We start from the raw sequence: 13,500 nt of genomic DNA, 5'->3' as shown, positions 1-13,500 counted from the left end.
TGTCCTTTTTCCTAAATCGTTACCTGCCTATTGCTTCAATTGATTCTGCAATAGCTTTTAATAGTTCCACATCAATTTTTTTACCTTCGACCTTTTCAGGATCAACAGTTGCCCTGTAATTTCTTTCGTCATCGGGTTCAAATAATACTTCCCATTCACATCAACTTGTATCTTGTTAATTTTTTTGTACATGATCTTTATACCAGTTAATAAAATTTGACAATTTTCTAATTGGTATCATTGGTTCATTGTTATTTGGTAATGCTGCTGCTTCAATTACATCAATATCTAAAGCAAACGCCTTTTCTCCTGCCATTTGTTGTACTAATTCCAATGTAACATTCTGCAAACTTTCAGTGTCTATTAGCTCATAATCCTTAAGGTACAACCTGATTCCAAACACTGAAGAATTCTCCTCTGCCGATATAGGATCAAACCAAATTTCTTCTGTATTTATCATCAATCCATTTGGAAGTTCCCAAACAAAGTCTTCTTCCACTGGTCGCTTAAGCGCTTCGAATTGCCAGCCTTCAAGTTCTGGTGAATACTTGATTAAATCTTCCGCTTCATTAAAATATTGTTTGTTTCCATTTGCAGTCACAACCATTGTTATTATGTTATCTGGAGCTTTCATAACTGCTACTGACAACTCTTCACAATATTTATGCAATTCATCATTAATGTTTTCGATTACTTCTAGAGCCGAATCTGTATCCGACCTAAGAATTAGAGCATAATCAATTTGATAAGCTTTAAACCAATGCCAAAAATCTGAAGGATTAATCATAGTATACATTATTACTACATCGTCAAAGATATTTTCGCTTCATTCCTTCTCATAAAAATGCTTTCAATATTTTTGAATTTGCTGTCGAAATCTTATTGTCCATCACCTTTATAAATAAATCTCCTTTCTTTTCAAGCCTACCTACAATATTGTTTATATCAAATTTCAAAGCATCAAGTTTATCATTAATCTCTTTCCATTCAAGGGGCGCGGATACGGACGGATGATGAAAAGGTCTTACTGAATAAGGAGCAGCTACCGTATCAGCTTCATCATTTTGATTTCGATCAATATACAATTTGTCTCCTCTTTTTGATACAGTGACGTCGCCAGCCTCTTGTCCTCGGAATTAAGAGAAGGACCTTTTGGTATAGCCCAGCTTTTTAAAACTCCTTTTAGTTCAAGCCTGAAATCATAGTGAAGATGAGATGCCGCATGTTTTTGCACTACAAACCTAAGCGTAGTATCATCACCAGCCCCCCCAGTAGGTTCTGGTGTTTTGTCAAATTTTCTTTTTTGTTTGTATTCTTCCAGGCTCATTTGTAGAATTTATTCTAAAGCTATGCCAGCATGAAAATTGGTAGTTGTACATAAATATGGATAAGCCAGCTTAAGGGAAATTGGCTTAGGCTGGATAAATCTAGCGTTAATCGGTTAATATTGTTTTATTATGGTGCAGAAGCGTTTTTTTTAAGAATAACAGACCCACTCTTCGCTGGTACAAAGCATATGGTTATAGTAGATTTATACGCAAAAAAATACTGAGAATACCAAAAGCAATTCGTGTAATTGATTACCACACGCAACTGCCGGAGATACTAACTTGCCAATATAATACTGAAACAAATTTCAGATTAGAAAATGATATTGACAATAACCTGTTTGTTTTTACAATCCCACACTGGACGGGAGGATGGGACAGGGGAACATTGGATGAGTTGAGCGACGGAGGGCAGGTATTATTTGAAACTGAAGATGCGATGCTTAGTAGACTGTCGCCTTTACCAAAAATAGACTGGGAACCGGAAACAAGATTTAAAGGAAAAACAATTGCAGAAGTATTAGAGAAATATTGTAAGTCCTGTCTGAAGAAACGGGAAAGAAATTATTTGAACGCATGGTTAAGAGGATACTCAAAATTTGAGGCAGGTTGGAAGGTTCAATATCAGTCCAAGCGCCAAAACAGATTTCCAGTGACCGACGCTCTGGAAGATTTACATGTAAGAAAAATACCTTTTAGGATAGAATGCTTATGGGATGTTGGTTTTACCGGATTTCTGGTAGATAAAGATGTAACTCCAAGTCGTCTGCAAATAGATGAATATAATGATAAGCAACAATTCGTTGATTCGGAAGAGTTATTAGAAGTTCCAGAACATGATTGGGTCGAAAAATTTAATGACACAGAAGTGGAAGATATCGTAAAAAAAATGGTCAGTTATTTAAAAATGTCTTCAATAATTTCCATCATTGATTGACCGCTTTGTGTATCCAAACGGTTGTATGCCAAAGTTGTCAAGTATAAGCAGGCGTTGACGTTCTATTTTGCTCTTTGATATAAGAAGCATCTGCTTTAGCCATTTTAAGTTTACAAACAGTTTTGGGGTATTTGGCGATAGCCTAAGATGCATGGCTGCTGACCATAGTAACAGGTTTTTTGTTCATTTAATTTTGTTTTAGCTAGTTTTATATTTTACTTTTTTAAAATATAGAATTTGATCTAAACAATCCAATATGCAAAAACACATACTTATTGCAGATGATGATTTCGATGACATGGAGTTATACATGGAGGCTGTTTTCTTATCTAATTTGCCCATAACCATTACACCTGCTGGAACTTGTGATGAAATTTTTGAAGCTGTCAAATTAACCGGAATACCTGATTTGTTTATTATTGATGGAAGTATGCCTTTCAAAACTCTTGATGAATGCATTTCTGCAATACGAGGTGCCGCAGTGCTTGACAAAATTCCTTTGATAGTGCTTTCAGGCGCAGACAAAATTGACAGTCTGAAAAGTTATTATGATGCTGGAGTAAATTTATATTTGACGAAGCCTTACTCAATAGATGAAACTATAAATATCCTTAGTAAGTTATGTAATATAGATTGGAACAATAGGCCAGTATTAACAGCAGAGGAATTTTTTAGCAAAAGTAGTTAGCTCTCAGCTAAGATTACAAGGTTTAAGATAGTTTACACTTTATAGAAGATTTTATCTCTCCGGTACATATTTCTTCAGTAAGTTGATCTAATTCTTCCATACAGCATGGCTTTATTACATAATAGTCAGCTCCTAATAAATAACATGCTTCAATGTCCTTTTTACTGGTTGAAGTGGAATACATCATTATCGGTACTGCTTTCATTCGTGGATTGCTTTTGATTACTTTTAAACACTCTTTACCATCCATGACAGGCATGTTAATATCAAGGATTATTAAATCAGGCGGAGCACTTGTTTTCAAAGCATCCGGTAAGTTAAAACCATTATTTACAAGTATAAAATTCACATCGGAACAACTTTTTGCAAGAGCTTCTTTCAGCATTTCTACATCATCAGGATCATCATCTACAATCCAAATATGTTTAAACTTAGAAAGCACAGAAAATTTTTTAACTTATAATGCTGATATTCCAAAATAGTATTGGGATAAGTAGATAAAAGTAATTTATTATTCCTGCCACAAGTATTAAATTTTTTTAATACTTACAGTTACTAGGTAAAGGTGAGACAAAAGAAGAAATCAATAGAAGTTCCTTTATTTACCAATGATGTTTACTATGGTAGCTGAATTATGTTTAAGATCAAAAAGACTTTACAATTACCTAAAGGCTTTTGTTAGGGCGATTTAAAAACGATTGCACTTATGCTTAATAAGTAGGTTGCAACTGTTATAAAAAAAGCCGGATAGAAATCCAGCTTTCTTTGAAAAAGAAAAACTTGTTACTTATTACCAATATAAAAGTAATATTTATCTGGTAATTTAATTAATTCATCAATTGTTTTAATTTTTGACTTCCGGATGTAAAATAACTTAATAAAAGAATAGGGAGCAGTACTTTACTCTTGGGGGGTACAAGTTGGCAAGCACTTAATTGCTCCCTTTATATTTCAATGTTTGGACTTTGGTATTTGCAAAGGTACAACTCATTGCTAAGGAATGCAAAAGGTTTGTAGTATGTCAGAAAGTACTTAACAATTGTTTAGATTTTGCTACAAAAGATTTAAACTCCACAAAAGCAAACAACACAAAAACAATTTCAAGCAATTTTGAAAAAAATGGCAGTGAGATAGTATCAGCAAGAGAGCGCAAACATTTCTAAAAGTTAAAACAGATTATATCGATTGGTATAAAAGAATGTTTAACTACGTTTTAATGAAGGAGTAGTGTATTTGCTTCTCAAAACGGGAGAACAAAAAACTCAGAATAATTTGATAATGCTGTCACACACGGAAATTTTTAATGTTACCTGTACAAAAAAGGTAGGCAGGTAAGATAATAATTCGTTGTAACGAAAGAGTAAGCGAAGCAGGAATTATCAAAATTTTATTTTCACTTTGGGGTAAACTTTTGTTTAAAAAATTAATTAGTTTTATACGTGCAACTTTAAAGGAGGCTATACCAACAAGTTTTAGGGGGAAATAACTTGATTTGGTGTATTTAGCCTCCTTACTATACCTATAACAAACACTTGTTAAAGATAGGGCAGATAAAGAAGATTCTTATCCTTGCTTTTATTACTATGATTGTTCGAACTTCCCTAAAAAGGAATTTCCCAATCACGCAAATAATAATAGAAGGGATTAAAAGTCTTCCTGTTGGTAGTCATATCAGGAAAAAAATCATTAGTAAGACTCAGAAATAAACTGTCACTTCCTTTGTTCTGCCATTTTTATTTAAGCTCTAAAAACTGCTTACTATAATGGGATTTTTCAAATGTTTTAGATTTTCTAATTGCTGAGCTTAACTGTTCCTTTAATTACCTCTTCTAAAATTTTTTTTATTCTCTTGTCCCTTTTTAGTAAAATTGCTAAAATTATTAGCAATGGAAGAGGTAGTGTTCGGACTAGATGAATTTAAGGTATACAGAATAGCAAGTACAGAATGTGTGACACTGAGATTATATGATCAATCAGTTCCTGCAGGCTTCCCCTCCCCTGCGATGGATTATATGGAGGAAGAGATCGACTTCAATGCTTACCTAAAACCCAGACCCCTTTCCACTTTTGCAGTAAAGGTGGACGGTGAATCAATGATAAATGCTTTTATACCTCCTGGGGCATTGTTAGTGGTGGATAAATCAATTACCCCTGTAAATAATATGATTGTTGTTGCTGTCTTAAATGGTGAATTTACTGTCAAGAGATATATTATAAACAGTAACGCAGTTAGGTTACTGCCGGCCAATCCAAAATTTCCACCTGTTCCTATAACAGAAGATATGGATTTTAGAATATGGGGTGTAGTAACTAAAATTATCATAGATCCTATAAACCTTTCCCTATGATTGCCCTGGTTGACTGTAATAATTTTTACGTTAGCTGTGAACGTTTGTTTTGTCCTTCTTTAGAGGGTAAACCGGTTGTTGTACTGTCTAATAATGACGGTTGTGTAATTGCCCGCAGTGATGAGGCAAAGGCAATTGGAATAGAAATGGGGGCTCCTGCATTTATGATGGACAGACTATTAACAGAGAACAAAGTGGCTGTTTTTTCGTCTAATTATACCCTTTACGGCAGTCTTAGTGACAGGGTAGTGAAAACGTTGCAGGCTTTTGTAGAAAATTTAGAAGTTTACTCTATTGATGAAGCATTTCTGGATTTAACGACAATGGTTTATGAGGACTTCACAGAATTAGCCTCAACATTACGCCAAACAGTAAAAAGCAATGTAGGAATTCCTGTAACTGTAGGTATAGCTAAAACAAAGACACTAGCCAAAATGGCTAATCGATATGCAAAAAAGCACATGAAAGCTGCAGGCGTTTTTTATATGGACACAGATGATAAGGTAAAGCAAGTGCTGTCTTTAACGGGCGTTGGTGATGTTTGGGGTGTAGGAAAGCAATACGAAAAGCTTCTAATAAGAAATGGATTTAAAACAGCTCTAGACCTGGTTAACGCTCCTGAAGAGTGGATAAGGAAAAATATGAGTGTGGTAGGGCAAAGGCTACTAACCGAGCTTAAAGGTATTCCCTGTATTGAAATGGAAGAGACGGCAGCCATAAAGAAAGCTATATGTACAGCACGGTCATTTGGTGAATTGCTTTCAAGCAAAGAAGATGTAAGGCAGGCGACAGCAAATCAGGCATCAAGGTGTGCGGAAAAGCTTCGGAAACAGAAATCATGTTGTAAGCTTATCCAGGTTTTCCTCCAAACCAATGTTCACCGGCAGCAGGATAAACAATATTTCCGATCCATAAATTTGGACCTTCCGGTGGCAACTAATAGTTCCGCTGAACTTATTTTTTATGCCATGAAAGGTCTCGATAGAATTTATAAGGAAGGTTATAACTTTAAAAAGTCTGGTGTCCTTGTAACTAATCTTGTACCTGAAAATGAATTACAAATGAGCATGTTTGATAAGAGAGACCGTGAAAAAGACAAAAGATTAATGGGGGCACTCGACAAAGTAAATTTCAGATTTGGAAAAGATTTGGTCAGATTTGCCGTACAGGGTTACAGTGAAAAATGGAAATTAAGACAGGCAAGATTATCTCCTTGCTATACTACTCGGTTAGAAGATTTATTAACAATTAAAGACTAGCCTATGTTTAATCCAACATATCCCTTTACAAAAGAAGTTTTAGAGGCAACGGTTAAAGGTGGTAGCTTTTATTTTGTCCGGAATTCCTACCATAGATCTTTTGACCATTTCCATGAAAATATTAAAGGTTACTTTATAATAACTCATTATAATGATGAAGCTAAAGCATACGCTCATTTCAATTCAATTCCTAATGATGGCAACAGGTTTTTATATGAGTGGAGCAACGAGGAGCACAAAAGAAAACTTTATATGGCTGCATCTCAACCGGAAGGCTACAAAGTTTACTCAGCCTATTTTTTACCTAACTATAAGGATAAGATAACAAAGCCACTAAAGGACAAAATAAATACATACATGTATAAAACGACTAACTGGAAGCCAGGCAGAGGAGAAACGTTGAGTGTTGACCTTTATATGCAGTATGGCTCACTTTATGCAGTAATGAGTTACAATACTGAAAAAATTAAAATTAAATTTGACGAAATCGAAAAGATGTAATTATGTGTCATGACATTTCCTTTTCTGCTAATACGGTTGAATTTATTACGGACTTACTACCGAATATTATTTGGGATAACCAGTTAAGCATTGATTTTTCTACTACCTCACATGTTCTTTCTATGTCTAACAGAAGGTGTATTGTACTGTATAATCGTGATGGAAAACCTCATGGAGCTGAGTTTGAATGGGGTTTAATAGCGGATTACATGAATACACCAGAACTCATTAAAAAATATCGCATCCAAATGGCGAATGCGAGATATGAAAATATTTTAGAAAAGAAATCAGCCTGGTACAGAATAAGAAAACAAAGATGCCTTGTTGTGTTAGAAGGTTTCTTTGAACATCGAGAGGTTAAGGGTATTACTAATAAAATACCATATTATGTCAAACTCACTCACCGTTCTCATATGCTTATACCTGGATTTTTTAACTATTCACCTTTGCCTGATGTTGAGAGCGGGGAAATGAAAGGAACTTTCTCAATTATAACCCGACCTGCAAACGATTTAATGAAGAAAATTCATAATCATGGTCCTAACAAACATAGAATGCCCCTTTTAATGCAACCTGAGCAGGCTCTTAAGTGGATACGGGAGGATTTAACGGATGAAGATATAAAAGCGTTTGTCAATTACGAAATACCAGTAGAAGAGCTGGATTATTGTCCTGTATATACCATCCGCACTACAAAAGAAAGACCTGATGGGAAAGGCAAAAAAGATGCATATGAATGGTCTAATCTGCCAGCTTTAGGAACTGATGAAGTAGTAGAACAAAGGTCCTTATTTTGATAATCCATCTAGCTTACTTTTGCTTAATGCCAAGTGTATTCGCAGTAGAACCCAAAACCAATAATGAGATACTACGACAAGGTGATCAACCACTAAAAATTTACTTTGGAGCTGATGCATGGGGACGAACAGAGTGGCTAGGTGAAGTTTATCCCGGTAATTGCAAGGAAAAAGACTTTCTTCAGTATTATACCCAGTATTTTAATGCTGTAGAATTAAATGCCACTTATTACAAAAGATATACACCTAAAGAAATAAAAAACTGGGCTGATAAAGCAGAAGGACAAGACTTTCTTTTTTGTCCTAAAATACCCCAGCGGATAAGTCATTATAGTTCATTCATACATGTAGAGGACAAGACATAGGAGTTCATCAATAGCATTTCGGCCTTCGGACAGCATTTAGGACCCGTTATTCTCCAGGTAAGTAATAAATTTTCGCCCAAAAGAAAAGAAAATCTTTATAACTATTTGAGAACACTTCCCAAAAATATTCAATTCTTTCTAGAAGTTAGACAGCATGAGTGGTTTGAGGGGGAAGAGTATGAACACCACTTGAAGTTCCTTAAATCTGTAAATGTAGGATCAGTTATAGATGACTCTCCTGAAAGGATTTTACATCTAGGTCTTACTATCCCTAAATGCTTCATCAGGTATACACCTGCAGGCGATCTTACCCGGGTTAAAGAATGGTATGATAAAATAAACGAATGCGGAAGTAAAGGATTAACGGAAGCTTATTTTTTTGTACAGGCACTGGAAACAGAGAAAGTCCAGAAAAAACAGCTAGAAGCTTTGCAATATTTTAAAAATTTAGTTGTGGGTGTATAACTATAATTCTCTTCGTTCTATAATTGCCCCAATTTCTTCTGCAAGTTTTGTTCTTCCTGCTCCTATCTCCTGCCAATAGTCAAATTCTTTTTCATTCAATGCTGTTTCAATAATAACCGTTCTTGTAGGTAAGCTAACAATATATTGCATATCCAGTCCATTAACTACTGGGGCAACTTCAATTGTTACCCCACAGTATGCAATTTTGAAAGGTTCCTGTATTGCTGACATAAAATAAAATTAGTATTTTGGAGCACAATATTACTTCAATGCCAGAGATACCAGATATAGAAGTATTTGCGTATAACCTTAAGCAAAAGCTAGCGGGTAAAAAATTAGTGAAGGTGGAAGTTGTAAATGGCAAAAAACTTAAAGACACTCCAGAAGAAATATCATCAGCTCTGGAAGGGAAAACACTAAAAGACATTTATAGGTCAGGAAAGGAATTTCGGTTTGTATTTGCAGATGAAACAGTACTTGGAATGCATTTAATGCTTACAGGTGACATAATTGCTTTTAACGAAAAGAATGAACATAAGCAAACAATAGTTGATTTTCTTTTTGAAGATGGTACAGGCATAGCTCTCACCGATTTTATGAAAAATGCCCATGTTAAATTAAACCCGGTAGATAAAGATGGAGTTGATGCTTTAGAATTAGATTTTAAATATTTAAAAAAGGTATTGGATTGCAAAACGAAAATCAAGGATTTGTTGATGGATCAAAATATAATTAGAGGCATCGGAAATGGATACTCTGATGAAATCCTCTGGGAAACAAGAATTTCACCCTATTCCGTTTCAAAGGCTATTCCGGAGGAAAAGGTAAGGGAACTAGTTAAGACAATAAAAAAGGTGCTGAAGGATGCTACAAAGCAGATACTAGAAGCATATCCGGGATTAATTACCGGAGAAATAAAAGAGTTTCAAAAAATCCACAGAAGAAAGGAAAGCCCAACAGGTATGCCAATAAAAATGGATCAAAAAGGTGGTCGAAAAATATATTATACTGATGAACAGGTACTGTATGAGTAATACTAGTTTAGATAACTATATACTAATTCTAATAGTACAGCAAACCTGCTTTCTTTTGCCATATCAGGTTTTTCCTTGGTTATTATTCGGTAATAGTTTAAGCCTGCGTAGAAGTTTTATGTCGGGCATGAAAAAAATCGCTCAAAATTGTATTTAAAAAAAATTCTTATCTGTAACGGATTTTTAATATGATAGTGTATAAAATCTGAAAAGCTAAATAGAATGCAAGAGCTTATAAGAAACGAAGACCTAGCGTAAATTTTCATTTTCTATAATAGCATTATGAACATCCAAAGATATTTCATCAAACCAGGAAGGTAATTTTATAGAGGTATCTACTTTCCAAATTCCTTTCTCATCTTTCTCCATTGATATACGCAACCCTGAGCTTTCTAAACCCTTATTAACTATATTATATCGTAATGGAAAAAGTAAGCGGTTAAATTCTAAGGGGTGACCTTGTATAATTTTGATGAATGAAGTTTGCATAACAAAATAATTATAATTTCTAAGCCAACTTCAACTGAACGCTTCCGGCATATATAAGAGGTAAAGTATTAAGTGTAAAGGTTGAAATCAATCTTTTATATCTATACCTTATGCTGGTTTTTGTTTCAATATAGAAATTAGGTGTATAAAATAATTGGCAGTTTGTATATTCATTACTCCACTCACAAACTTTATCTGCCTCAAATAATACTACATGTTGCCTTTCTTCGTCAAGATTGTGGAACTCCTCAGTTGTCATATGCCTCATTTTATTAAACAATGAAACAATTATACCAAATTTTTTATATGATTTTTTGATAGGTATCATTACATTTAATATGCTTTAACTTCGCGGAATCATTGCTAGCTGTAACCTTTTTTCCCCTTTATGATACTTTTTCTACAAAAGTTGAAGGAATTATTGCAAAACTTCGCATTCAGTATTCGTTAATCTACAAATAGGAAAATGTCTTTAAATTGTGATACTTTCTCTTTATAACGTTTATGCCTGCTATTATGTAATTCTTGGTTAATCAGTCTCTGTAAAGGCAAAAATCTATCTTATAAAAAACAATGATAGGATTAAACCAATCAATTATTTAAATATCATAAGAGGGGGACAACCTGAAGAGTTATTGGGGGAAATAACAAGAAACAGGGATAAGTCCCCTTTATTTGCTTGTATACTAATAAAAGAATTTCGCTATTTACTGCTATTACTATACCACAACGGTAACTATAATAAAAAAAGGGGGCAGCATAAAAACACTAGCGGAATTTGATTCAGAGCTTTGAAAGTTTTTAGAAGCTCTAGCAGATGAAATCGGTTAAAATAAAAAGGGCTGAGGTAGAAACCTGCCCCGTCTATTCAAATACCTTGTGAAAAACCAATTACAAGAGTAATTATTTTTAATAAAGGTTGCTACAACTTTACAAACTGCTTATAAACAACTTGCTTACCACTTGCAGCCTTTACAATATACACTCCCCTTTCCAGCGCTGATACATTGAGTTGAACCATTTGATTTAAGAACTTTGCATGTATCGTTTTCATTACAACTCCTGTAGCAGAAATAACTGATATTGTTAATGGCTTATTTTGCTCTAATCCACTTGTGTAAATGTTTAAACTGTTTTTGGTAGGGTTAGGAGTTAGTCTCATGCCAGGAATATTATTTTTATCATTTGAAAAAATAGATCTGCGGTTTGCCGCTACAGTCTCTGCTACTGTAAATGTTACAGCTTCAGATGTAGCTGAAAGACCTTTGTCATCATATGCTTTAGCTTTAATGGTGTATGTTCCTGGTTGTACATTTGTCCAGTCGTAAGTATAAGGATAAATGTATTCTGTTCTTAATATAGACGTTCCATTATACAACTCTACTTTACTTATTCTATCATTCGGGTCTTTTGCTTTGGCAACTAAATGAATAGTTGCAGGGCCGGTATAAGTTGTATCATTAACAGGACTTGCAATATTTACAACTGGTGGCACATTTTCATCTACTACCGATACATTTATAGCGTTTGATGTAGCTACGTTACCACTATTATCGTAAGCTTTTGCGGTAAGAGTGTAATTACCTAAGGGGACATTGTCCCATAAAAATCCATAAGGAGATACAGTTTCAGTATGAAGGAGAGTGGTGCCATTATAAAATCGAACCTTGGTTATTCTACCAGCTAAATCAGTTGCTGTAGCATTCAGTTTAATTCTCGCGGGGGATGCATATTTAACGATGTTGTATGGTATAGAAAGACTAATAGTTAATGGTTTTGTTTCCACATATTTTATAGTAAGATAGTCAGAGCCATGGCCTTGAATATTCGCAGTTACATATATGTTTCCAAAGTAGTCTAAAGCCAGACCTATATTAACACCGTAACTATAAGTTTTTTCCCAAAGTTGATTTCCCGACTTATCATACTTAATAAAAAACATTTTAGGTTTACGAGTATTGTATGGCGGAACACTGGTCGCTGCAACATAGACGTTTCCACAACCATCTACAGCAATTGAAGGCCAATGACCCCATCCCCTCTCCGGGTTGTTATACCCCCTTGCCCAAATTTGCGTTCCCATCTTGTCATATTTTATTGTGACAAAGTCTCCATAATGTCCTTTGTCAACTCTATAGCCTGTTAAATAGAGATTACCAGAAGCATCAAGGGTGAAGGAAGGAGTATTAAACTCGAGACCATTTCCTACGCCGGTAAACCTTTTTACCCAAAGTTCATTTCCAGCTGCATCATATTTTTTGCTGACATAGTCTAAAAAATCAGCACCTATTACATAAACATTACCTAACCTGTCGATAGCAACTGACGCTGCGATGAAATTTTCAAGTGCCGGCGTTTCCCAAAGTTTATTTCCCGACCGATCATATTTCGTGGTGACAAAATTGTTCCCTGTTACATAAATATTTTCAGAGTCATCTACAGCAATGGAAAACTTCATATCGGAATGCTTTAATACAAACACTTCATTACCATTTCTGCCATATTTTACAGTAGCATCCAAGCCCATGACATATACATTTCCTAAAGTATCCACAGTGACAACTTCTCCACCATCATGCGCATCATAGTCATAGTCACCGTTATGTCTTCGAACCCAAACCTCATTTCCTGCCCTATCATACTTTATGGTCGCGTATTCATAACCTGTTCCTTTACCCATGCTATAACCAGTTACATAAACATATCCCAAATTGTCTACTGCAAGAGATAAGGCTTTATCTTCGTCATTCCCTGGTCCATTGTATCTTCTTGCCCAAAGTTGGTTTCCCTCGGAATCATACTTTACTGTTGCATAGTCATCACCTGTCCCTCTGCCTAAGCTACTTCCGGTTATATAAACGTTTCCTGCGGAGTCCACTGCCATTGATCTCACTATATCCCTTCCATCACCAGGGCCATTATATACTCGTTCCCACTGTTGAACTGCCTGTGAAAAACAGACGATTGAAGCAAAAAGAAACAACGTAAAAAGCTGGAGTTTTCTAAAGAGTTGAATATTTTTCATAAAGATAAGTTTTAGAAATTGGAAAGAAGATGAAGCAATTTTCAAAGAAAGTCGAAGCTGGAAGAAAAGAAAACGTATTGCTAAATTATTCAAGTTATAGTGCGAATTATGTGACATTGATCAAATTCTGATCAACTTTTATATGACACTTATCAATTTCACACTTTCTTTTGGTTTGTGTTCTTTAGCTTGATTTATAGAGGCAAAATGCCCTTTCTTTTCAAAGGTTTTTAAGTTAAGGAGCGAAACCATCTCAAAAGAAAC

The 13,500-nt window shown here is 34.8% G+C and carries 15 protein-coding genes and 1 pseudogene; 8 read left to right on the top strand and 8 right to left on the bottom strand.

Features of this window, described 5'->3' with window-relative positions:
• Positions 1-175: 175 nt before the first annotated feature.
• From B154_RS0102435 to B154_RS27460, 3 genes are read right to left on the bottom strand one after another with little or no spacing between them, the layout of a single operon-like run.
• Positions 176-787: a hypothetical protein gene (locus tag B154_RS0102435; RefSeq protein ID WP_018611571.1), complete on the bottom strand. Its 612-nt coding sequence runs from the start codon at positions 785-787 to the stop codon at positions 176-178.
• 49 nt (positions 788-836) lie between these two features.
• Complete coding sequence (gene ligD, locus B154_RS0102430; protein WP_018611570.1) at positions 837-1,085, bottom strand: non-homologous end-joining DNA ligase LigD; 249 nt, start codon at positions 1,083-1,085, stop codon at positions 837-839.
• A complete protein-coding gene (locus B154_RS27460; protein ID WP_018611568.1) occupies positions 1,043-1,327 on the bottom strand; it encodes a DNA polymerase ligase N-terminal domain-containing protein in 285 nt (94 codons plus the stop codon). Before B154_RS27460 ends, ligD begins: the two co-directional genes overlap by 43 nt.
• Positions 1,328-1,716: 389 nt before the next feature.
• Between B154_RS27460 and B154_RS0102420 the strand changes: the two genes are divergently transcribed.
• Together B154_RS0102420 and B154_RS0102415 are read left to right on the top strand one after the other, a co-directional pair.
• Entirely contained in the window at positions 1,717-2,265 is a 549-nt protein-coding gene (locus B154_RS0102420; RefSeq protein WP_026259907.1) for a hypothetical protein, read from the top strand.
• A gap of 256 nt (positions 2,266-2,521) precedes the next feature.
• Positions 2,522-2,953 carry a response regulator gene (locus B154_RS0102415; RefSeq protein WP_018611564.1) on the top strand — a complete coding sequence of 144 codons (432 nt, stop codon included), beginning with the start codon at positions 2,522-2,524 and terminating at the stop codon, positions 2,951-2,953.
• Between the two features lie 22 nt (positions 2,954-2,975).
• Here B154_RS0102415 and B154_RS27455 read toward each other — a convergent pair whose 3' ends face one another.
• The gene (locus B154_RS27455; RefSeq protein WP_018611563.1) at positions 2,976-3,395 is read right to left on the bottom strand and encodes a response regulator; all 420 of its coding nucleotides are present in this window, start codon (positions 3,393-3,395) and stop codon (positions 2,976-2,978) included.
• 1,444 nt (positions 3,396-4,839) lie between these two features.
• On the opposite strand from B154_RS27455, the gene B154_RS0102400 reads away from it, so the two are divergent.
• From B154_RS0102400 to B154_RS33245, 5 genes and pseudogenes are all read left to right on the top strand, one after another.
• Positions 4,840-5,301 carry a LexA family protein gene (locus tag B154_RS0102400; protein WP_018611561.1) on the top strand — a complete coding sequence of 154 codons (462 nt, stop codon included), beginning with the start codon at positions 4,840-4,842 and terminating at the stop codon, positions 5,299-5,301.
• A complete protein-coding gene (locus B154_RS0102395; RefSeq protein WP_018611560.1) occupies positions 5,298-6,560 on the top strand; it encodes a Y-family DNA polymerase in 1,263 nt (420 codons plus the stop codon). Before B154_RS0102400 ends, B154_RS0102395 begins: the two co-directional genes overlap by 4 nt.
• 3 nt (positions 6,561-6,563) lie before the next feature.
• Positions 6,564-7,061 carry a hypothetical protein gene (locus tag B154_RS0102390; RefSeq protein ID WP_018611559.1) on the top strand — a complete coding sequence of 166 codons (498 nt, stop codon included), beginning with the start codon at positions 6,564-6,566 and terminating at the stop codon, positions 7,059-7,061.
• A 2-nt stretch (positions 7,062-7,063) separates the two neighbouring features.
• Complete coding sequence (locus B154_RS0102385; RefSeq protein ID WP_018611558.1) at positions 7,064-7,858, top strand: SOS response-associated peptidase; 795 nt, start codon at positions 7,064-7,066, stop codon at positions 7,856-7,858.
• Positions 7,859-7,884: 26 nt separating this feature from the next.
• Positions 7,885-8,688: pseudogene (locus B154_RS33245) on the top strand (DUF72 domain-containing protein).
• On the opposite strand, the gene B154_RS0102370 reads toward B154_RS33245, so the two are convergent.
• Positions 8,689-8,919 carry a hypothetical protein gene (locus tag B154_RS0102370; protein ID WP_018611555.1) on the bottom strand — a complete coding sequence of 77 codons (231 nt, stop codon included), beginning with the start codon at positions 8,917-8,919 and terminating at the stop codon, positions 8,689-8,691. It abuts the pseudogene before it with no gap.
• A gap of 17 nt (positions 8,920-8,936) precedes the next feature.
• On the opposite strand from B154_RS0102370, the gene B154_RS0102365 reads away from it, so the two are divergent.
• Positions 8,937-9,722 carry a DNA-formamidopyrimidine glycosylase family protein gene (locus B154_RS0102365; protein WP_245542534.1) on the top strand — a complete coding sequence of 262 codons (786 nt, stop codon included), beginning with the start codon at positions 8,937-8,939 and terminating at the stop codon, positions 9,720-9,722.
• 249 nt (positions 9,723-9,971) lie between these two features.
• On the opposite strand, the gene B154_RS0102360 is transcribed toward B154_RS0102365, so the two are convergent.
• From B154_RS0102360 to B154_RS0102350, 3 genes are all read right to left on the bottom strand, one after another.
• Entirely contained in the window at positions 9,972-10,211 is a 240-nt protein-coding gene (locus B154_RS0102360; protein WP_018611553.1) for a hypothetical protein, read from the bottom strand.
• Between the two features lie 19 nt (positions 10,212-10,230).
• Positions 10,231-10,470 carry a hypothetical protein gene (locus tag B154_RS0102355; RefSeq protein WP_245542533.1) on the bottom strand — a complete coding sequence of 80 codons (240 nt, stop codon included), beginning with the start codon at positions 10,468-10,470 and terminating at the stop codon, positions 10,231-10,233.
• A 663-nt stretch (positions 10,471-11,133) separates the two neighbouring features.
• Positions 11,134-13,236: an SBBP repeat-containing protein gene (locus tag B154_RS0102350; protein ID WP_018611551.1), complete on the bottom strand. Its 2,103-nt coding sequence runs from the start codon at positions 13,234-13,236 to the stop codon at positions 11,134-11,136.
• Positions 13,237-13,500 lie beyond the last annotated feature (264 nt).

Origin of the sequence: Segetibacter koreensis DSM 18137 (assembly GCF_000374045.1) — a bacterium.
Classification (GTDB): Bacteria; Bacteroidota; Bacteroidia; order Chitinophagales; family Chitinophagaceae; genus Segetibacter; species Segetibacter koreensis.
This window is presented reverse-complemented; position numbering and strand designations above follow the sequence as displayed.

Coding starts and splice junctions, on each gene's coding strand:
- B154_RS0102435 (WP_018611571.1), bottom strand. CDS start 787: ATGATTAATCCTTCAGATTTTTGGCATTGGTTTAAAGCTTATCAAATT.
- B154_RS27460 (WP_018611568.1), bottom strand. CDS start 1,327: ATGAGCCTGGAAGAATACAAACAAAAAAGAAAATTTGACAAAACACCA.
- B154_RS0102415 (WP_018611564.1), top strand. CDS start 2,522: ATGCAAAAACACATACTTATTGCAGATGATGATTTCGATGACATGGAG.
- B154_RS0102400 (WP_018611561.1), top strand. CDS start 4,840: ATGGAAGAGGTAGTGTTCGGACTAGATGAATTTAAGGTATACAGAATA.
- B154_RS0102395 (WP_018611560.1), top strand. CDS start 5,298: ATGATTGCCCTGGTTGACTGTAATAATTTTTACGTTAGCTGTGAACGT.
- B154_RS0102390 (WP_018611559.1), top strand. CDS start 6,564: ATGTTTAATCCAACATATCCCTTTACAAAAGAAGTTTTAGAGGCAACG.
- B154_RS0102385 (WP_018611558.1), top strand. CDS start 7,064: ATGTGTCATGACATTTCCTTTTCTGCTAATACGGTTGAATTTATTACG.
- B154_RS0102370 (WP_018611555.1), bottom strand. CDS start 8,919: ATGTCAGCAATACAGGAACCTTTCAAAATTGCATACTGTGGGGTAACA.
- B154_RS0102360 (WP_018611553.1), bottom strand. CDS start 10,211: ATGCAAACTTCATTCATCAAAATTATACAAGGTCACCCCTTAGAATTT.
- B154_RS0102355 (WP_245542533.1), bottom strand. CDS start 10,470: ATGACAACTGAGGAGTTCCACAATCTTGACGAAGAAAGGCAACATGTA.
- B154_RS0102350 (WP_018611551.1), bottom strand. CDS start 13,236: ATGAAAAATATTCAACTCTTTAGAAAACTCCAGCTTTTTACGTTGTTT.